Source organism: Embleya sp. L77 (genome assembly GCF_055557415.1).
Genome location: NZ_CM145709.1, coordinates 6,727,141 through 6,745,355, shown reverse-complemented (window position 1 = coordinate 6,745,355; position 18,215 = coordinate 6,727,141). Strand labels below are relative to the sequence as shown.

General features: G+C 71.1%; 16 protein-coding genes. 6 read left to right on the top strand and 10 right to left on the bottom strand.

The features are described from left to right. Positions 1 to 64 precede the first annotated feature (64 nt). Positions 65 to 1,492: a hypothetical protein gene (locus ACZOOI_RS28780; RefSeq protein WP_465278562.1), complete on the bottom strand. Its 1,428-nt coding sequence runs from the start codon at positions 1,490 to 1,492 to the stop codon at positions 65 to 67. Between the two features lie 287 nt (positions 1,493 to 1,779). Next, positions 1,780 to 3,111 (bottom strand): GAF domain-containing protein, encoded by a 1,332-nt coding sequence (locus tag ACZOOI_RS28775; RefSeq protein ID WP_465278561.1) that lies wholly within the window; start codon positions 3,109 to 3,111, stop codon positions 1,780 to 1,782. 310 nt (positions 3,112 to 3,421) lie between these two features. Here ACZOOI_RS28775 and ACZOOI_RS28770 point away from each other — a divergent pair, with 310 nt between their 5' ends. Beyond that, the gene (locus ACZOOI_RS28770) at positions 3,422 to 4,231 is read left to right on the top strand and encodes an alpha/beta fold hydrolase (protein WP_465278560.1); all 810 of its coding nucleotides are present in this window, start codon (positions 3,422 to 3,424) and stop codon (positions 4,229 to 4,231) included. A gap of 308 nt (positions 4,232 to 4,539) precedes the next feature. Then, the gene (locus ACZOOI_RS28765; RefSeq protein ID WP_465278559.1) at positions 4,540 to 5,364 is read left to right on the top strand and encodes an SAM-dependent methyltransferase; all 825 of its coding nucleotides are present in this window, start codon (positions 4,540 to 4,542) and stop codon (positions 5,362 to 5,364) included. Between the two features lie 274 nt (positions 5,365 to 5,638). Here the strand turns inward: ACZOOI_RS28765 and ACZOOI_RS28760 are convergent, their stop codons facing one another. From ACZOOI_RS28760 to ACZOOI_RS28740, 5 genes are all read right to left on the bottom strand, one after another. Continuing rightward, positions 5,639 to 6,463, bottom strand: coding sequence for a hypothetical protein (locus ACZOOI_RS28760; RefSeq protein ID WP_465278558.1), 825 nt, complete (start codon positions 6,461 to 6,463; stop codon positions 5,639 to 5,641). 175 nt (positions 6,464 to 6,638) lie between these two features. Beyond that, on the bottom strand, positions 6,639 to 7,121 hold the full coding sequence (locus tag ACZOOI_RS28755) for a SigE family RNA polymerase sigma factor (protein WP_465278557.1): 483 nt from the start codon (positions 7,119 to 7,121) through the stop codon (positions 6,639 to 6,641). 318 nt (positions 7,122 to 7,439) lie between these two features. Next, complete coding sequence (locus ACZOOI_RS28750) at positions 7,440 to 8,036, bottom strand: polysaccharide deacetylase family protein (RefSeq protein ID WP_465278556.1); 597 nt, start codon at positions 8,034 to 8,036, stop codon at positions 7,440 to 7,442. Positions 8,037 to 9,146: 1,110 nt separating this feature from the next. Next, the gene (locus tag ACZOOI_RS28745) at positions 9,147 to 9,899 is read right to left on the bottom strand and encodes a class II aldolase/adducin family protein (RefSeq protein ID WP_465278555.1); all 753 of its coding nucleotides are present in this window, start codon (positions 9,897 to 9,899) and stop codon (positions 9,147 to 9,149) included. A gap of 63 nt (positions 9,900 to 9,962) precedes the next feature. Further along, positions 9,963 to 11,159 (bottom strand): amidohydrolase family protein, encoded by a 1,197-nt coding sequence (locus ACZOOI_RS28740; RefSeq protein ID WP_465278554.1) that lies wholly within the window; start codon positions 11,157 to 11,159, stop codon positions 9,963 to 9,965. A gap of 79 nt (positions 11,160 to 11,238) precedes the next feature. Between ACZOOI_RS28740 and ACZOOI_RS28735 the strand changes: the two genes are divergently transcribed. From ACZOOI_RS28735 to ACZOOI_RS28720, 4 genes are all read left to right on the top strand, one after another. Then, complete coding sequence (locus tag ACZOOI_RS28735) at positions 11,239 to 11,967, top strand: IclR family transcriptional regulator (protein WP_465278553.1); 729 nt, start codon at positions 11,239 to 11,241, stop codon at positions 11,965 to 11,967. A gap of 397 nt (positions 11,968 to 12,364) precedes the next feature. After that, positions 12,365 to 13,165: an alpha/beta fold hydrolase gene (locus ACZOOI_RS28730; protein WP_465278552.1), complete on the top strand. Its 801-nt coding sequence runs from the start codon at positions 12,365 to 12,367 to the stop codon at positions 13,163 to 13,165. A gap of 230 nt (positions 13,166 to 13,395) precedes the next feature. Next, positions 13,396 to 13,620, top strand: a complete 225-nt coding sequence (locus tag ACZOOI_RS28725; protein WP_465278551.1) for a DUF397 domain-containing protein — start codon at positions 13,396 to 13,398, stop codon at positions 13,618 to 13,620. A 109-nt stretch (positions 13,621 to 13,729) separates the two neighbouring features. Further along, a complete protein-coding gene (locus ACZOOI_RS28720) occupies positions 13,730 to 14,683 on the top strand; it encodes a helix-turn-helix domain-containing protein (protein ID WP_465278550.1) in 954 nt (317 codons plus the stop codon). 41 nt (positions 14,684 to 14,724) lie between these two features. On the opposite strand, the gene ACZOOI_RS28715 is transcribed toward ACZOOI_RS28720, so the two are convergent. From ACZOOI_RS28715 to ACZOOI_RS28705, 3 genes are all read right to left on the bottom strand, one after another. Beyond that, on the bottom strand, positions 14,725 to 15,537 hold the full coding sequence (locus ACZOOI_RS28715) for an SAM-dependent methyltransferase (protein WP_465278549.1): 813 nt from the start codon (positions 15,535 to 15,537) through the stop codon (positions 14,725 to 14,727). Positions 15,538 to 15,895: 358 nt separating this feature from the next. Next, entirely contained in the window at positions 15,896 to 16,405 is a 510-nt protein-coding gene (locus ACZOOI_RS28710; protein ID WP_465278548.1) for an RNA polymerase sigma factor sigma-70 region 4 domain-containing protein, read from the bottom strand. Next, positions 16,395 to 17,492: a helix-turn-helix domain-containing protein gene (locus ACZOOI_RS28705; protein WP_465278547.1), complete on the bottom strand. Its 1,098-nt coding sequence runs from the start codon at positions 17,490 to 17,492 to the stop codon at positions 16,395 to 16,397. The genes ACZOOI_RS28710 and ACZOOI_RS28705 overlap by 11 nt, the downstream gene beginning before the upstream one ends. Between the last annotated feature and the right edge of the window lie 723 nt (positions 17,493 to 18,215).

Sequence of the window (18,215 nt, the reverse complement as noted above, 5' to 3'; positions counted from 1 at the left end):
ACTTCGAGTGCGCGCGAGTGTGCGGATCGAGGTTTCGGGGCGACGCGACTTCCAGAGGTTCGGGTCAACGCGACTTCGAGTGGCACGGGCAGGTGCGATAGCCGCGCGGGCGGCGGTGGTTCTCGTGGATGCGGCCCGCTCCGGGGTCGATCAGGCCTGCTCTGAAGAGGCCGTAGGTGACTCGGCGCAGCGCGGCCGTCTCCAACTCGTCGCGCAGCGGACCGTCGCGCAGCAGTGCCTCGGGGCCCAGCAGGCTCTCGACGACGGCCAGGGCACCGGCGGTGTCGCCGTGGTCCAGGCGTTCGCGAACGCCGGTCAGGCAGTTCGGGCGCCGGTGTGCCTCGTCGATGACCCGCAGACAGGGAAGCGGCGTGCCGGTCAGCGCGGCCAGCAGTTCCTCGCGGCGGATCTCGGCCGGGTCGTGGTCGAGCGGCACCAGTACTCCGTCGACCAGACCGATCCGGTGTCGGGCGCCCCGGCAGTCCACCGGATGCGGTTGGCCTGCCCGGTCCGGGATCCGGGACGCTCCGGCCGGGACGCGATCCGGTACCAGTGCCGAGGCGACCAGCGGGTGCAGTCGATCGATGTCGATCGCGCCGGCGCGCAGCAGCACCAGGTCCGGGAGCATCCAGGTCGCCGCGTCGGGCAGGATCGGCAGCCCGGAGCTGCCGCCGGCCGATTCCGGCGTGGCCCGCACTACGGGCGGCCCGAGGTCGTCGCCGTCGGCCGTCAGGTCCAGGACCCGCCGATGTCGCCCGTCGAGCCGCACCTGGACGCTGCCCGCGGATCGGCCCTCGGCCCGGAGCAGAATCCGCGCCTCGGCCGCCCACCGGTCGAGCGCGCAGTGGTGCGGGTACGGCGGTGCCCCGGGCGGATTCGGATCCCGGTGCGCGACCGGGTCGGCGAGACCGTCGGCGGGCGGCCGGTCGGCCCCGGATCGCATCCGCAGTTCGTCGGTCCTGCGTGCGTCCCACAGGTGGCGGTGCAGGTCCAGGCGGTATCGCCGGTTGGGGTGGGGGTGGGGGTACGAGCGCGGTGGGACATCGGCCCGGTCGGGCGATCCGTCCCACAGCGCGAGGCTGATCCGCTGACCGGCGTCCGCCCATGCGGGTGGAGTCCTGGCCACCAGGTACACCGTGCCCCGGCCCGCACGGCCGTCATCGTCCTCGACGCGGTACCGCGCCAAGGCGATGGTCAGGCCGGGCCGCAGCAGTCCGTCGGGGGCGATCCTCGGCATGTGCCAACGCAGCAGGTCGGGAGCCAAGTGCCGGAGATCGTCCCGGACTCGGGCCGCCAGGTCTCGGCCATGGGTGCGTGCCACAAGGCGTGGATGCACGTCGACGTCGATGCCCGCGGCGGCACATGCCCCCGCCCAGTCGCCGACGCGGCGGCGAGCGGTCGCAGTCTCGATCATGGAGGGCGGCACGGCGAACTCGCGCACGCGCAGCCAAAAGGAGGGGCGGAAATCCCTGTTCGCGATTCGAGTGAGCATCAGCACTCACCTTGCGCGGACGGGACCCCCATTCTGTAAGCAGAAAGAGTGATCATCACCGCAGAGCGTACCGGCCGTGCTCGCGTTCCGCCAAGTACCTCCGCCGGAAGCGTCGCCGGAGCCGGGGAAGTGGCGCGCCCGGCGGGCGGGTTGGCCATGCGGCCGGCGGGAGGCGGACGGCCCGGCCTCGCCGCGCAGTGGATCGGCGCCCCGACCCGGAAGCCGCCCCGCTCCCCCGGCCGCGCAGCGGCCCGGCGGCCCCACGCCCGATCTGCGCGCCCACGACCTCACATCGACCAGCGCAGAGCCGTGTCGTAGTCGGCCGTGGCAAGCACACGGTGGCGGAGGCGTTCGTGCAGTGTGTTGCGCAGGGCGAGGATGCGTGGCGCCGTGGAGCCGGGGAGGAGCGGGCCCCGGTAGTGGTCGAGGAGGGTGTCGATCGGGGTATTGGGGATGGACAGCGCGCGGTCGAGGTCGAGGAAGTCGGCTTCGACGTCGCCGGTCAGGCGGTAGGGGTCGGAGGCCAGCCGGTGGCCCAGGATCGGACGCAGTCGGGCGAGTTCGGCCCGGATGGTGGCCGGGCGGCCGGCGGGCCCGTGGACCGCCTCGGTGATCGCCCGGGCCGTCATGCCTCCCGGTTCGCTCAGCAGGGTCGTGACGATCTCCGCGTGGCGCGGGGTGAGTTCGTGGGTGGTGCCGGCGATCTCCAGGCGGGCCCGGCGCAGGCCCAATGCGCGAAAGCGCAGGGGTGCGGTGGTCAGGGCGCCGGCCGCGGAGTCCTCGGCGATCAGCAGGAACAGGCCGCCCGCGGCCAGGCGTTCGACCAGGACGGGCTGTCCGTCGGGGAGCAGCAGTCGGCCCTCGGTCGGGGGTCCGGGCAGGTGGTGTGGGAGCCAACCGGGTGGATCCGAGCGCACGATGCGGCCCCGCGGGTCGGCGATCGCACTGCGCGTGCCGAGCCGGCGGGCGATGCGTTCGGTGTAGCGGGTGCTCACTCGGGCCTCCGCGCGCAGCCGGATCGTCTCCAGTTCCGATTGGGCCAGTCGGCGGGCGGTGTCCAGGAGGGGTATCGCCAGTGGTTGCCAGTGCCGCTCGGGGCAGGTGAAGTCGAGAATGCCGAGCAGTTCGCCGCTCGCCGGGTCGTGGATCGGGGTGGCGGTACAGGTGTACGCGGTGGCCGCGGACAGGAAGTGTTCGGCGCCGAAGACCTGGAACGGACGGCCGGTCGCGAGCGTCGTGCCGACCCCGCTCGTGCCCGCGGCGTCCTCGCTCCACAGCGCGCCGGGCAGCAGATGCACCCGCTCGGCCGAGCGCAGCGTGGCCGTGTCGCCCTGGACCCAGAGCAGATGCCCTTGGGCGTCGCTGAGGAACAGGAGCCGGCCCGGGTCCGCGGTGAGACCGGCCAGCGAGCGGCGCAGCAGCGGCCAGATCCGGCTCAGCGGGTGTTCCTCGCGCTGCCGGGCCAGTTCGTCGTCGTAAAGGGTGACCGGCGGGAGATAGGCGTCCGGCGGCAGGCCGTGTCGCCGCGCGCGTGACCAGGAGGCCCGGATCGGGTCTCGTATCTCCGCCGCCGATCCGCCGCCCAGGGCTCGGTCGCGCGCCTTCGGTCGTAGCGCCATGTGACCATCATGCCGGCGCGGGGTGAGCTCCTTCGTTTCGGACGTGTAAACGCAATTCATGACGTCGGGGCACGCCGGCCCCGGTCGAGGCGGTCGGCGTCACCTCCGGATGGGGCGGATGGGCCGCATCGGCGACATCGCCGGGTCTGCACCCGGCGGCGCCCGGCGCCGCCCTCGTACCGGATGGCAAAGCGGAATGTGCAACGTTGCTGCAACCCCCCTTCGGTGTCTGGTGGAACGTGCGTGCGCTCACGCAAACTGCGGTGGCGCACGTCGGCGACTCGGCGGCCGGGATCGGAGGAGACAGACGGTGCCCTATCTGGAGTTGTCCGACGCCGTTCCGCTGTACTACGAGGAACACAGCTCCGGCCGGCCGGTTTTGCTGCTGCACGGGTGGACGATGAACAGCACCTTCTGGGCGGGCAATGTCGCCGCCCTGGCGGCGGAGAACCGGGTGATCCTCGCCGATTTCCGCGGGCACGGGCGATCGGGCAAGACGCCCGAGGGGCATTCGTTGGCCCAATACGCCCGTGATGTCCACGAGTTGGTTCGGGCGCTGGATCTGTCCGAATTGACGCTGCTGGGCTGGTCCATGGGTACATCGGTGATTCTGTCGTATGTACGGCAGTTCGGCTGTGCCGGGCTGCGCGGCGCGGTGTTCGTCGATCAGTCTCCGTGCTTCATGGACGCTCCCGACTGGGAGTTCCCGTTGCAGGGCGGCTATTCGGCCGCAGATCTGGCCGTGTTCGCGCAGACGGTTCGGCATGCCCGGCCGCTGGCGATCAAGCCGTTCATCCAGGCGTGCTTCGCCGAGCCGCCGGCTGCGGAGGCCGTGGACGCGGCGTATGCGGAGACCACCCAGACCCACACCTCCTCCGCGCTGGATGTGTGGATGGACATGGCGCATTCCGACTGGCGGCCGGTGCTGCCCGAGGTGAACGTGCCGACCCTGCTCGTCTACGGCGAGCGCAGTCGGATCTTCCCCGGGGACCTCGCCGGTTGGCTCGCCGGGGTTTTGCCCGACGCGCGGGTGGCGAAGTTCCCTGCGAGCGGGCATGTGCCCTTCGTTGAGGAACGCGAACGATTCGACGCTGTCGTCAAGGATTTCCTCCGCCGCTGACCTCCCGGGCGGTGGTACGGAGGAAGATGCGGGACGCCCGGCGGGTATCCCCGCCTCGCCCGATTCGGGCGGCCCGCGACCCGCGACTCGCGCGTCGACAGTCGGGAAGGCCGATGATTGTGATGCCTGACCGGACACCGGGTGGCAGGCCGTGCGGCGGCCGCCCGGCCGACACGCGAGCGGCGGTCGTACGGACATCGGATACGCGGACGTCAGGCACACGGGGGCCGGACGTACGGGAACCGGGCGTACGACCGCCGGCGCGGGTGCCCGCGGCCAGGCCGCCGGAGTCGCCTCCGGCGGCGCCGGTGCCCTGGTCGCGGTTGTCCGGGTTGCGCACCGATCTGCCGCATCCCGCGCGGATGTACGACCACTACCTCAACGGGAAGAACAACTTCGCGATCGATCGCGGCGCCGCGGCGGATGTGCTCGCCCTGGCGCCGGAGGTGCGTGGGATGGCCTTCGCGAATCGGGCGTTCCTGCGGCGCGCGGTGTCGTTCGCGGCCGGGTGTGGGATCCGTCAGTTCCTCGACATCGGGGTGGGTCTGCCGACGGCCGGCGACACCTACGAGTGTGCGGTGCTCGCGACCGAGGAGGCGCGGGCGGTGTACGTCGACAACGACCCGCTGGTGCTCGCGCACGCCCGCGCGTTGTCCACCCGGCCCGGTCGGGTGCACGTGACGGAGGGGGATCTTCGGGATCCGGGCACGCTGTTGGAACGGGCGGCCGGGCGGTCCGGGTTGGACTTCCGCAGGCCGGTGGCGGTGGTGCTGACCGCGGTGTTGCACTATCTGTCGGACGCGGACGATCCGCGGTCCGTGGTGGGTGAGTTGATGGCTGCCACGGCGCCCGGCAGTGCGCTGGTGCTCTCGCACGTGGCCGCCGATCTGCGTCCGGAGGCCGCCCGGGCCACGGCTGAGACGTATCGGCATTCGACCGCCCCACTGTTCCCGCGCGCCCTCCGGGACGTGCGCGCGTTCTTCACCGGGCTGAGCCTGGTCGAGCCCGGAGTGGTCCCGATCTCGACCTGGCGAGCCGACCGCCTGCCGCGCCCGCACGCGGACCGCCAGTGGATGTACGCGGGGGTCGGCCGCAAGCCGGCGGGGGGCGGCCGGACCGGGCAGAGGGCTTGACCGGTACGCAACCCCGAGCGCCCGGTCGGATGACGAATTCGGCTTGGGGCGTGCCGGCCCCGGCCGACCGCGGTCCGCACTGCGACGCACCGGTCGTAGGCGTTTCACGCGCGCCGGGTCCGATCGGCACACCCCGCGTCCCCCGCGGTCGCGCGCACGAACAGCCGGTGCGCGGGCCGGGTATTGCCATCCCGCGTGCTTCGACGACCGCACACCCGCCCTCGGGCCGTGCTCGAGGGCGGGCGCGTGATCGACGTGAGCGGGCGTCAGGGCCTCAGGGGGCCGGGCGGGCCGGCGGCAGGGCGGCGCGCACCGCCGGGTCGGTGGCGAGTGCGGACAACTGGGCGCCGGTCAGCGCAGGGCCGCTCAGCAGGGTGCCGAACTTGTTCCGTGTGGTCGACGTGAACACATACGGGGTCCCGTCGGGAGTAACGAAGGCGAACGCCACCACGACGTCGCCGGGGCCGGTGACATGGGTCGCCGTGCTCGTCTTCGAGCCGTCCGGCAGCACACCGCGCGAGCAGTCGGTCCATGGAACGGCCGGATTCCCCGACTTGTCGAGTCCGGCCGGGACATCACAGGGAGATACGGGCGAAGCGCCGGGCGTGGTCGCGACGCCGCTGCCGAGATCGAGTCCGACGGCGGAGCCGTCGGCGCGGGTGAGCAGGAAGAAGAGCGTGTCGTCGCCCTGTGCCTGGTCCGCAACGGAGACGATGCCGGCGGGCGGGTCGGCTCGGAGCGCCGCCAGGACCCGGTCGTGCACGACACGGGGATCACTTTGCACGGGCCCGCCCCCGCTCGGAGGCGCTGTCGGCAGCGATGCGGTCGACGGGGCCGGGACGGCCCGCGGGGGCGCGGCGGCCGGCCCGACCGCGGTCGGGCCCTCGTCACCGGGCAGCAGGGCGACGACGCCCGCGGTCGCCCCGGCGAGTACGGCTCCCACCGCGAGCGTGCTCAGACCGACGCCCAGTCGCCGGCGACGACGCCGACGCACGCCACCCGCCCGCACGTCGGTCAGCACGTCGGGAACCGGGGGCTCGGCATGCGCCGCCGGGAGCATCTCTCGCATCAGAGCGGGCAATTCGTCTTCGAGTGGCATCGTGTGCTCCTTCGTGTGGTGTGATGAAATCCGGTGGGCGCCGCCCCGGACATCCGTCGGACACGGCTGTCGGGTGACCACCTCGCGTGGTGTCCTGGTGCCTTCGGCGACGACCCATCCGCCGAAAGTCCTTCCGGACCGGACCGGCTGCGCCAAGGCTTGCCATGCGAGCCGGTCAGGAGCGGGCTATGTCGATGAGCGATTCGCCGAGGATCTCGCGCAGTTGGTCCAATCCGCGGCTGGCCGCCGAGCGCACCGCGGACGAGGTCCGGCCCAGCAGCGCCGCTGTCTCCTCGATGCTCTGGTCCTCCCAGTACCGCAGCACCAACACCGCTCGATAGACCGGCGACACCCGTCCCAGCGCAGCCAACAACGCCAATCGACGGGCGCTGTCCACCGTTTCGGCGACGGATTCGGGAATCGCCTCGGCGGGGTACTCGTGGCTGGCGCGCAGGCGCTTGGTGTCCATGAAACCGCGCACCAGCACTCGTCGGGTGTAGGAATCGACGGCGCCCGGGTCACGCATCCGGTGCCAGGAAACGAACACCTTCTCCAGCGCAACCTGGACCAGGTCCTCCGCCTGGTGCCAGTCTCCACACAGCAGATATGCCGTCCGCCGCAACGCCTGATACCGCGCCGCGACGAACTCGTCGAACAAGTGATCCCGCTCCTGTCTCATCCCTGATCCAGCCTCATCCCGAGACCCTCTCTCCCCGTACGACCGATGGCCCCGGCCGTTCGCACTCGCGTTTCCGTGTCGGAGTTAGGGCGGGTCGAGCAGCACGAAATGTTGCGTCCCCGAGCCACATTCGCCACCTCGCCCGCGTCCGGACGGGGACGCGTCGGCGCCCCGGGTCAGTTCGGCGGCTTGGGCTTCGGCTTCGGCTTCGGCCGGACCTACCGGCCACGTGGCGAACACCGCAGCCGCCGCGCCGACGGCAGGTCGGCGCGGCGGCGGGCTCGGCGGGACGGGGACTCAGCGGAACGGGAGGTCGAAGTTCCAGCCCTTGGCCTTGTATTCGGTGATCAGGCGGTCGACCGCGTCCACGGTCTGTTGGCGATCGCCGCCCGCGTCGTGCAGGGTGACCACGCCGGTCGGGGTGATCCCGTCGCGAAGGCGCTGGAGGAGGACGTCCACGCCGGGCAGTTCCCAGTCGCCGGGCATCAGGGTCCAACTCAGCGGGCGCAGGCCGAGGTTCGCGGCGACCGCGGGCGACTGGCCCCAATTGCCGTACGGCGCACGGAAGTAGGGTATTTCGACGCCGGGTACGGCGGTCCGGATCCGGTCGTTGGTCTGCTGGATGTCCGCTTCGATCTCCGCCGGGGAGACGGTGGTCAGGTCGCGGTGGCGATAGGTGTGGTTGCACAGGGTGTGGCCGTCGGCGACGATCGCGCGGACCGTCGGCTGCTGCCACTCGACCATCTCGCCGACGACGCAGAACACCGCCTTGACCTGGTGCTTCTTGAGCACCTGCAGCAGTTGCGGGGTGTACTGCGGACTGGGTCCGTCGTCGAAGGTGAGCGCGACCTGGTTGCCGGGGTGGGCGGTCGTGGTGACCAGGGCCGGGCTCACCGGGCCGGCGGCGGGAGCGCTCGCGGAAACGGCTGCGGGAGCGGCCTCGGCGCCCGCTAAGGCGGTGTCCGCCGTGGGCGATGCGGTGGCGGCGGGTGAACCGACCCAGGCCGTCGCGGCGCAGACCAGTGCGGCGACGACCAGGGGTACCGGACGCCGGCGGCGCGGCCGGGGTCGGAGGTGGGTGGTGCGAGTGGGTGACATCGGGGTGGTTCCTTTCGGTGGAGCGTTGGTCGTGGTGCTGTGGAGCGACCGAATCGCGGCGCCGCGGACTCCGACCCCGGCAGGCATCGGTGGATGCGCCGCCGGACCGAGCAGCACGGGCCGAGCAGCACGTGGCGCGGGCACGAGGGCAGGCCGAAGCGCGGGCAGGGCCCGCACGGCTCCGCCGTCGGCGTTCGGTTTTTTCGGAAGGGAATTCGATATCGGACGTTCATCTTTTGGACTATCCGCCGATACGTATTGCACCGTCACCCGACGCAGGCCGAATGGTTTATGGCCTGCGATCCGGGACACCCGGGCCGCGATTGTGCGCAGAGCATCGAGGCCGGCCGACCTCGATCCGAGAATGAACCGTTCGTAAACGGAACCCTTCCGGAATGCGCACGCAGCAGAGCCTTTCGGTTCTTTTGCCACCGGTCTAGACCTATGTTAGCTTTGCGTGTCGCAGCTCTGACTGTGTGGAATCGCACCTGCTCAGGCGCTTGACCGAGTGATCCGCCATCGATCATAATCTTGCATGATCGCAATCATTTGATCAGCAAGGCGCTCTGAAGAAACGTTTCCTCGCAGCTCGATGCACTTTCCGGCGCATCGAAGCACCGGTGCGTGATTTGCCGCGCCCTCGGAAATCAAGCCATGCCTTCGATATCCAGCCGAGAATCCAAAAAAGGGCCCCGCTCCCCCACCACGAAGTGGCAGAGAAGCGGGGCCTCAGGATTGCGGGACAGCGGATTTCCGGCCACCGGCGAGAGCGGCGCGGATTCCCCCACCCAACTGTCGTCGGCGCCTTCCTCCAGGGCCATCGCACTCGACGCCCGTGCCCCACCCCCGTCGGTCCGGGACGAGGATAGGCGAGGCGCGGGCCTCGCGGGGTGGGAACGTCCGGGGTCAGTCGGCCTCTTTGGGGTCGGCCAGGAGATCCGGGGCGAGGCGTAGTTCCGCGCGCACCGAGGACTCCCAATAGCCGACGAAGCCGTTGCCGTCGCTGCCGCGGCTGCGTTCGAGCCAGTGCGCGGGCAGCGGGCTGGTCCGGCGCCCGTCGGCGGCGCGGACCATCCAGGCGTTCCGGCAGCGGATTTCGAGGGCGACCGCGCGCTGGTGGACGGCGCGCGTGCTGACGCCGAGGACGAACACCCCGTGCCCGGCGAGCAGCGCGAGGTCGACGTCGCCCATCGCCGCGACCACCTTGCGCGCGGCCGCGGAATTGTTCACCGCCTCGTCGTACTCGTCGACGAGCGTCAGGTCCCCGCCGCCGAGGGCGGAGCTCTGGTCGTACGCGGGCGGCACCTCGCCCATGTCGGCCCACACCGTGCCGAATCGCGGGTGGTTGTGCATCGCCACCCGGACGTCCGGGCGGACCTTGTGCAGTTCGAGGTGCAGCGGGATGCCGAGCGGCGCAGGCCAATCGCCCTCGACGACGTTGCCCTCCAGGTCGATGCGGATGATGTCGCGCGGGCGGATCTCGTTCCAGGTCAGCAACCAGGGGTTGCACAGCAGCGTGCCGTCTCCGAGGTTGTAGGTGATGTGGCCGGCGAGGTGGTCGTCGTAGCCCTCGCGCCAGAGCATGCGCGCCAACAGCACGATCTCCTGAGCGGGAGTGAGATCGGGGATCAGCTTTCCGGGCGTCGGTCCGAATGCCATGAAATGCCTTTCACAGAGGAAGAGTCGACCGGAGTCCGGCCCGCACGGCCGGGTCCGCGGCGCTCAGGCGTCGAGCGGCAGGACGACGTCGGGCAGCGGGTGTCGGTAGAGCTTCGCGGCATTCTCGCTGCACATCATCCGCAGCTCGGCGGCGGGAATGTCGCCCCAGTACCGCGCGATCACGTCCTGGGTGTGCGGCCAGGTACCGTCGCCGTGTGGGTAGTCGGTCTCCAGCATGATGTGGTCGACGCCGATGACGTGCCGCAGCGCGATCGTGGAGGGGTCGTCGAGGGTGCAGAACCAGAAGTTGCGGCGCAGCACGTCGGCGGGGCGGTCGTCCCAGCCCAGGCCGTAGCCGGAACGGTCGACGATGTTGTCGAGCCGGTCGATGAGCATGGGCACCCAGCCGATGCCGCCCTCGCTCATGGCGATCTTCAGGTTCGGGTGCCGGACCGGGTAGCCGGACCACAACCATTCGCTGCACGCGCCCAGGGACAGTTGGCCGAACATCGTCGCGCCGAGTTGCAGTGCGGGGCCGCCGGGCGGGATGGCGTGCATGCCCGAGCTGCCCACGTGCAGCGAGATGACGGTGTCGGTGTCGTCGCACGCGCGGATGATCGGGTCCCAGTGCTCGCGGTTCCACAGCGACGGCAGGCCGATCGCGTGCGGGCGTTCGGGGAAGGTCACCGAGGTGAAGCCACGGGCCGCGTTGCGCTCGATCTCGGCCACGGCCTCGGCCGGGTCGGCGAGGTAGGTGATCCCTCCGGGAATGATCCGCTCGGGGTGGGCGCGGTACCACTCCTCGTACATCCAGTCGTTCCACGCGCGCACGCATGCCTTACCCACCTCGACGTCCCGCGCCTGCGCGAACACCCGGCCGCAGAACCCGGTGATCTGGGACGGGAAGTTGAGCATGGCCCAGATGCCGCCGAGGTCCATGTCCCGGACCCGGGCGTGCACGTCGTGGCAGCCGGGTCGCATCTGGTCGAAGCGCGCCGGTTCCAGCTTGACCGTCTCGGGCCGACGGCCGGCGACGGCGTTCATGCCCACCTGCGAGTAGCGCTCGCCCTCGAACTCCCAGACCTGCGCGCCGTTCGCGTCCGCGACGATGCGCGGGCCGCGTGCGCGCAGCGACGCCGGCAGATGGGTGTCGAACAGGTGCGGCGGCTCGACGACGTGGTCGTCGACCGAGATGACGGTGTACCGCACGGTGGCGGGCTCGGGATCGGGGAGGAACAGCTCGGGGTCGAGGGTCGTCACGACAACTCCCTGATCCTTGTGTGTCGCCATGCGACACGCTATATTGCTCAGTGATCCGCAATGTATCGGAGGGCTCCCGATGGCCGTCAAGCCCCTGCAGAGCCTTGCGCGCGCCCTGGAAGTGATCGAGGTCGTCGCCGCGCACGAGCCCGTCGGGGTGGCGGAGCTCGCTCGACTCACCGGAGTGGACAAGAGCGCCCTACAGCGGATCCTGGTCACGTTGCACGCGAGCGGATGGCTGCGGCCCACCGCCGAACCGCCCACCCGATGGCGGCTGACCACCCGCCCCCTGGTCCTGGCGGCTCAGGCGCGACGTCGTGACGACCTGTCCACCCGCGCTCGTCCCGTCCTCGCGGACCTGCGCGAGGCGACCGGGGAGACGGTCACCCTCGCGGTGCCCGACGCCGGGCGCATCGTCGCCGTCGATGTCGCGGAGAGCCGGCAGCTCGTGCGCACCGTCCCGCGCATCGGGCTGGTGTTCCCCGCAGCCACCAGCGCGGCCGGGCTGGCCCTGTGCGCGGCCACACCCCCCGACGAATGGGACCTCTCCGGCATCGATCCGCACGACGAGGGCTTCGGGCGGGAGTTGGCCGACACTCGCAGCCGCGGCTGGTCGCTCAGCATCGGCGCGGTGAACGCCGACATCTCCAGCGTCGGTGCGGCCGTCCTCGACGCGACCGGCCGCCCGATGGCCGCGCTGATCGTCAGCGCCCCGGCCGGCCGACTCGACGAAGTTGGTTGCACGCGCGTCGGGAGGCTGGTCGCCCGGGCGGCGGAGAGCCTGAGCGAGCACTGCCGGCCGTCCTGACGGCATTTCCGGCACGGCCACGATTTCGTCGGCGGCTCCACTCGCGTGCGTACGGGCCGCGCCGGCGTCGTGCGCACCTTCGCCGATTCGGGGACGGGACACGGGTGACGAAACGCGAACGGGGCACGGGCCGGGCGGGTGTGCCTCGGCCGCCGAGCGGATCCCGGTCTGCCGCGCCACCCGTGCCGACCGGCAATTCGGCCATGTACCCGACGGGTTCGAGCCGCACGGGCCGTTCGCGGGCCGTGTCCCGGGTGATCGCGGCGGTCGGCCGATAGCATCGGTCGATCGCGGCGAGCCGGCCGGTTCGACGCCCGCTGGGCGGGGATGCGTACGCTCGGGCCGGCGCGGCCCGGGAGCGCCGTCCCGTCCCGACGGCGAATGGAACTCATCGACCATGCCCTACCTGCACGCCAACGGCATCCGTCTTTCCTACGAGCGCTCCGGTAGCGGGGAAAGTGTTCTTCTGATCATGGGTTCCGGCGCTGCGGGCCGGGTCTGGACCATGCATCAGACGCCCGCGCTGCATCGTGCGGGATTCGAGACGATCGTCTTCGACAATCGGGGAATCGCACCCTCGGACGTGCCGCCCGGGAAGTACTCGCTCGCGGACATGGTGGCCGATACCAAGGGCCTGATCGACGCGTTGGATCTGGCTCCGTGCCGCGTCGTCGGACTGTCCCTGGGGGCGCTGATCGCGCAGGAACTCGCCTTGCGACACCCGGAGTCGGTACACAGTGCGGTGCTCATCGCCACCCGGTCCCGCTCGGACGCCGTCCGGCGCGCGCAGACTCTCGCGGACCGGGAGGTGGCCCAAAGCGGTGTGCCGCTGCCGGCCGCCTATCGCGCGTTGAACACGGCGATCCTGATGTTGTCGCCGACCACGTTGAACGACGACGACGCAGCCGCGACGTGGGTGGAGATCTTCGAGCTGGCCGGCGACGCGAACACCTCCACCGGCCAGACGTGGGTGGACCTGGACGTGGATCGGCGTGCGGAGTTGCGTCGGATCACCGTGCCGTGTCGGGTCGTGGCGTTCGCCGACGACCTGATCGCTCCCGTGCATCTGGCCGCCGAGGTGGCCGACGCCATCCCGAACTGCGACCTCGTCACCATCCCCGACGCGGGCCACCTGGGCCACCTGGAGCGTCCCGAGGAGGTCAACTCGGCGATCGTCGAGTTCCTCGAAAAGTACTGAACGCGAGCCCCGTTCCCTGCGCGAACAATTCGCCCTGCCGGAAGCGGACGGGCGGGTCGGCGCGCCGAGCACACGCGCACTCTTTCGAGGGACTTCACGCCGGGCCTCCCGCGGCTAGGCTGCTTGTCGGATCCATGCTGCAAATGCAGGTGGCTTTGCACGACGACGGTCGCGTCCGTGATCGCGCCGTGCGGGTCACGAGCGGACGGGTTCGGAAAGGGTGATGAGGAATGCGTGCCGGCAACGGGGATCCGGCGGACTCGTTCGGGTCCGTGACGTGGGTGAAGAGCAGTGCGAGCACGGCCGAGGGCAATTGCGTGGAACTGGCCGCGCTGCCCGGCGGGGAGATCGCGGTCCGTGATTCACGGTTCACGCGGGGGCCGGCTCTGGTCTACTCCCGAGCGGAGCTCGCCGCGTTCGTGGCGGGCGCCAGGGCGGCGAGTTCGACTCCTTGATCGACTGAGCCCGGCGGTTCGGCCGGGTCGCGGCCGACCGGATCGACGGACACGCGGGTTCCGACTCGGAATAATGGCGTGCGTCGACACGTCCATTCCTGGAGCCCGCATGTCCGCCGACCGCCCGGCCCGCGTCCCGTCGATCGCACCCGTGGTGTCACTGACCCAGCAGAGCAGTCCGGCCGCCGCCGTGAAGGTACTGGGCGCCACACTGCGCAAGTTGCGCCTGGACAACGGCAAGGGACTCAAGGACGCGGCCGAGGCCATTCGGGCGTCGATGTCCAAGATCAGCAGGCTGGAGCGGGGCGAGAGCCCGCCACGCGCCCGGGACGTCTTCGATCTGGTCCGCTTCTACGGCGTCCACGACGAGGAATCCCTCTTCGAGATAGAGGAGTTGCTCAAGAAGGCGCTGGAGCGCGCGTGGTGGAGCCACTACAGCGACGTGATGCCGGGCTGGTTGGCGCGGTTGATCGGCATGGAGGACGCGGCGGCCAAGATCGACACCTATGAGGTGCATGTCGTACCGGGGCTGTTGCAGGTGCCCGCGTACACCCGCGCGATCGTGCGGACCGGTTTGCCTCGGGCGGCCGACGAGGAGGTCGAGCGGCGGATCGAACTGCGGCGGCAGCGGCAGGCGTTGCTCGCCGACGAGCGCCGTCCGGACCTGACCGCGCTGTTGGACGAGGGCATCCTGCGGCGGCCGGTCGGCGGTCCGGACGTGATGGCCGAGCAGATGCGACACCTGTTGGCCGAGTCGGCCCGGGACCGGATCAACATCCGCATCGTGCGCTTCGACCGCGCGGCCAGTATCACGCCGCCGTCGCCGATGACGTATCTGCGCTTCGCCTCGGGCGGGCCGAGCGAGATGATCTACCTGGAACAGGCCAACAGCGCCACGTACTTGAGCAGGCGTGCGGACATCGACGCCTACCGCGAGATCCTGCTGCGACTGTGGGCCGTGGCCGAGGACCGCCTGTCCAGCCAACGCATGTTGCGCGACGCCGAGCGGCACTTCGCGGCGGCCGGGCCGGACCCGGGCGGAGGTCGAGCCCCGTCCGGATAGGCCACGGCGCACCCGTCGTTCCGGTTCGCGGCGGGGCCCGGTCAGGGAATCCGGGCCAGGCCGCCGTACTCGATCCATTCGTCGGTCTCCTGCCGAGCGATCACGTGCGAGTCGGGCCGCCACGTGGAGACCTCGACCAGGCCCGGTTCCAGGATGGTCAGGCCCTCGAAGTAGCCGTCCACCTGGGCGGGTTCGCGCACCCGGCCCCAGTTGTTCCCGGTCGCCTCGGCCATGAAGTCGCTGACCCCGTCCCGGATCGCCGGGTCCTCGCTGACCAGTTGGCAGATCACCATGTAGCTGCCCGAGGGCAGCCGCTCGGCGACCCGGCGGATCATCGCGGCCGGCTCGGCCGATTCCGGCAGGCAGTGCAGGACCGACACGAACAGCGCGGCCACCGGTTCGTCGAGCCGGATCAGCCGTTCGACCTCCGGGTGTTCGAAGATGCCCGCGGTGTCGGTCATGTCCGCCTGGATCACCGCGGTGTTGTCGTTCTCCTCCAACAACATCCGGCCGTGCGCCAGCACGATGGGGTCGTTGTCGACGTAGACCACCCGGGCCGCGGGGTCGACGCCCTGGGCCACCTGGTGCACGTTCTCCCGGGTCGGCAGGCCGGATCCGTGGTCCAGGAACTGCCGGACCCCGTATTCGGCGGCCAGCACCCGTACCACCCGTTGCAGGAACGCCCGGTTGTTGCGCGCGAGTTCGCGGGTGCTCGGGACGATCTTGAGCAGTTCCTCGCAGGCCGCCCGGTCGGCGGGATAGTTGTCCGTGCCGCCGAGGTACCAGTCGTACATCCGGGCCGCGCTGGGTGTGTCCACGTCGATCTCGGAATCGTGTTTCTCCCCGTGCCCCATTCCGCCCCCTCGTTGTCGCGCCCGCCGGTGCGCCGTCGCCGTCCCGGGCCCACGGGCCATGCTAGGACCGCAGGTCGTCCCGGGGCAGGTACTCGATCGAGATGCGGCCCGCAGCTTTGTGGCCCGCATCGGCGCGGGTGAACCGGAGGGCGACGGGCGAAACGGCGACCGGGGAGAAACGAACCGCGCGGACGGAGAAGGCGGCCGGAGCGAGACGGGCCGCGCGGCGGGGGAAGGCAGCCGAAGCGAGACCGGCCAGGCGGCAGGAGAGACGGCCGCAGCGAGACGGGCCGCGCGGGAGAAGAGGCGGCCGGGCGGGAACGGGCCGCGCGGGAGGGGCCGCACGACCCGTGCCGTCTCATCGGTCGCGATGCCCGGGCCCCGGTACGGCGTCGGGACCGCGTTCGAGGGCCTTGACCACGTCCGTGGGCAGGCTGCGTTCGGCCAGCACCAACTGCGCGGCCACTTCCGGTGGATCGGTGCCCATCAGGTCGGCGGTCGCGGTGAGCGTCATGCCCAGGCGGTAGTGCAGCATCACCGCGTCCGCCTGCGGCGACGGCAATGCCTCGTGCAGGGAGTCCGGCACCGGCCCGGGCGAGCCGGCGACCGCGCGGCCCAGGATGCGCCAGGCCCCGGCGGTCGGGTTCGGCCCGCGCAGGATGTCCGCCCAGTTCGTGGCCAGTTCCGCGACCGCCGACTGCACGGCCCGCTCGCCGCGGACCGGGTCGCCCACCCGCAGCCGGGCGTACTGCGCCCAGCGCGCCCGGTGCAGCAGACAGAACGCGGCGAAGTCGAGCGGAGCACGGGACCGCCCGACGACCGCGACGCCGACGGTGCCCGATCGGCCCGGTGCCGGGTCAAGGGACATCGACACCGCCCGAACGGGCCGGTGAATCCGGGTCGGCGGCCCCGCGTCGGCCACCCGAGCCCGGCTCGGCTCCGCCGGAACGTGCGTGCCCACCCGGCTCGGGCCCGTCGAGCGCGGCGAACGCCAATCCGCCGGCCGGGAATCCGGCGTCGCCGAGACGGGTCAGCACGCCGTAGTGCACCTGGGTCCACAACCTGCGCACCACATCCGGATGCGCGCCCAGTCGCTCGACCAGGATCTCGGCACAGACCCGGTCCGGGATCAGTTCGCCGGCCAGGATCCGCGCCGGCATGTCGGCGGTCAGCGGAGCCGCGCCGAGCAGCTCCGGTGCCGGTTGCCCGGCGGCCAACCACAACCCGCGCAACATCGCCGCCAACAACCGCACCAGATCCCGCAGTTCGCGCCGGATGCCGTGATCGATGCCGCGCGAACACTCCCACAACGCCCGCAACTCGTGGGCGTCGCCGGCCAGCTTCCCGGCCAGTGTCTCCACGACCGGCCACGACGCCCACACCTCTCCGGCCAGGATCCGGGCCAAAAACCCCTCGCTGATTCCGGCCTGCCAGGCCAGGTCCGCGACGGTGATTCCGTCGAGGCGGCGCAGTTCGCGCAGCGCCGCGGCCAACCGCTCCCCGGCGTGCTGCGAGCAGGACAGGTCCTCGTCGCCGCCGACGTCCGCCCCCGGGTGCCCCCGAGCGCCCAGGCGCGCGGCCAATTGCGCGGACCACTCCGGGCGCACCCGCGTCGTCGCCGGTGGGTGCGCCTCACCCACCACCGCCCGATAGCGCTGGGTCTCCCCGCTCAGCCGATCCGCGTACGCCAGCCGCACCCGCAGCGGCTCGCGGGTGCGCTCGGCCTCCTCCAGCGCGCAGGCCACCCGGCGCAGGATCTCCACAATGCCCGCCTCCAGGCCCCGCGAGTCGGCCGGGTCGGCCGGAGGTCGCGCGCCCCGCTCGCGCTCGCGCACCCGCTGCGCGCGCCGCCGACACGTCGGGTCGCAGTACATCCGCTTGCGGCCGGTCACCTTGCGCTGGGCGAAGCGCCGCCCGCACGCCGCGCACCTGGTGATGCCCCTTCGGGTGTTCATCCCCTGTTTCTCCTTCCGGTTCCGGGCGAGGCAATCAAGGGATCCGCCGGGTCCGCGGTGCGCACGCACGTCGCCGGCGGCGCCTGGGCACTCGGCCGGAGCAGGACGTCCGCAACCTCCGCGCTCCCCGTTGTCTCCCCGAAGAGAAACCACGGAATAGTACATTCGGGAATCGTCGGAGGCGGTCGGAAAGCTCTCCGGCGGATAATTCGATCAGCATGGGCGATTCCTTGATCGTCGTTTCCGATGACCCGGGAGCGGTGACCGCCACCCGGGGTCATTCGACGTTCCGGAAGCTACTCCCAGACTTTCCCGGACATCAACGAATCCACAGAAATGCAAATGCACGGAGCCCGGCCCCGAGCATCCGAAACGATCGAGGACGTCCTGCCGATCCGACATCATCGAACGGTCGATGCGCGGAGAACCGCAGGTCCGAGGGCATAAACGCACACACGCCAGCGGGACCCGATCGGAAAGCGTCAACGCCTCGGAGCAGCCAGATTTCCACGCTCGTCATGGAGAGGACACGCCCGTTCGTCGAATCCACTCTCCCGGGTGACGCCCGTGCAATTGCATATGCAAAAGGCCGACCTCTGCGCGCGGCCGGAAATCCCGACAATACCGACACCCGTCCCGCCCGACACACTTCCGAATCCGCACCGGCGCCTTCGCGCCGCTGCGCCGGCCGCCCGCGCACACGCCGCGCACACCCGCGGCCGC

What these genes read in the sequence shown, in the direction of transcription:
- ACZOOI_RS28780 (WP_465278562.1), bottom strand. Translation starts at nt 1,492, where the DNA reads ATGCTCACTCGAATCGCGAACAGGGATTTCCGCCCCTCCTTTTGGCTG.
- ACZOOI_RS28775 (WP_465278561.1), bottom strand. Translation starts at nt 3,111, where the DNA reads ATGGCGCTACGACCGAAGGCGCGCGACCGAGCCCTGGGCGGCGGATCG.
- ACZOOI_RS28760 (WP_465278558.1), bottom strand. Translation starts at nt 6,463, where the DNA reads ATGCCACTCGAAGACGAATTGCCCGCTCTGATGCGAGAGATGCTCCCG.
- ACZOOI_RS28745 (WP_465278555.1), bottom strand. Translation starts at nt 9,899, where the DNA reads ATGGCATTCGGACCGACGCCCGGAAAGCTGATCCCCGATCTCACTCCC.
- ACZOOI_RS28735 (WP_465278553.1), top strand. Translation starts at nt 11,239, where the DNA reads ATGGCCGTCAAGCCCCTGCAGAGCCTTGCGCGCGCCCTGGAAGTGATC.
- ACZOOI_RS28730 (WP_465278552.1), top strand. Translation starts at nt 12,365, where the DNA reads ATGCCCTACCTGCACGCCAACGGCATCCGTCTTTCCTACGAGCGCTCC.
- ACZOOI_RS28725 (WP_465278551.1), top strand. Translation starts at nt 13,396, where the DNA reads ATGCGTGCCGGCAACGGGGATCCGGCGGACTCGTTCGGGTCCGTGACG.
- ACZOOI_RS28720 (WP_465278550.1), top strand. Translation starts at nt 13,730, where the DNA reads ATGTCCGCCGACCGCCCGGCCCGCGTCCCGTCGATCGCACCCGTGGTG.
- ACZOOI_RS28715 (WP_465278549.1), bottom strand. Translation starts at nt 15,537, where the DNA reads ATGGGGCACGGGGAGAAACACGATTCCGAGATCGACGTGGACACACCC.
- ACZOOI_RS28710 (WP_465278548.1), bottom strand. Translation starts at nt 16,405, where the DNA reads ATGTCCCTTGACCCGGCACCGGGCCGATCGGGCACCGTCGGCGTCGCG.
- ACZOOI_RS28705 (WP_465278547.1), bottom strand. Translation starts at nt 17,492, where the DNA reads ATGAACACCCGAAGGGGCATCACCAGGTGCGCGGCGTGCGGGCGGCGC.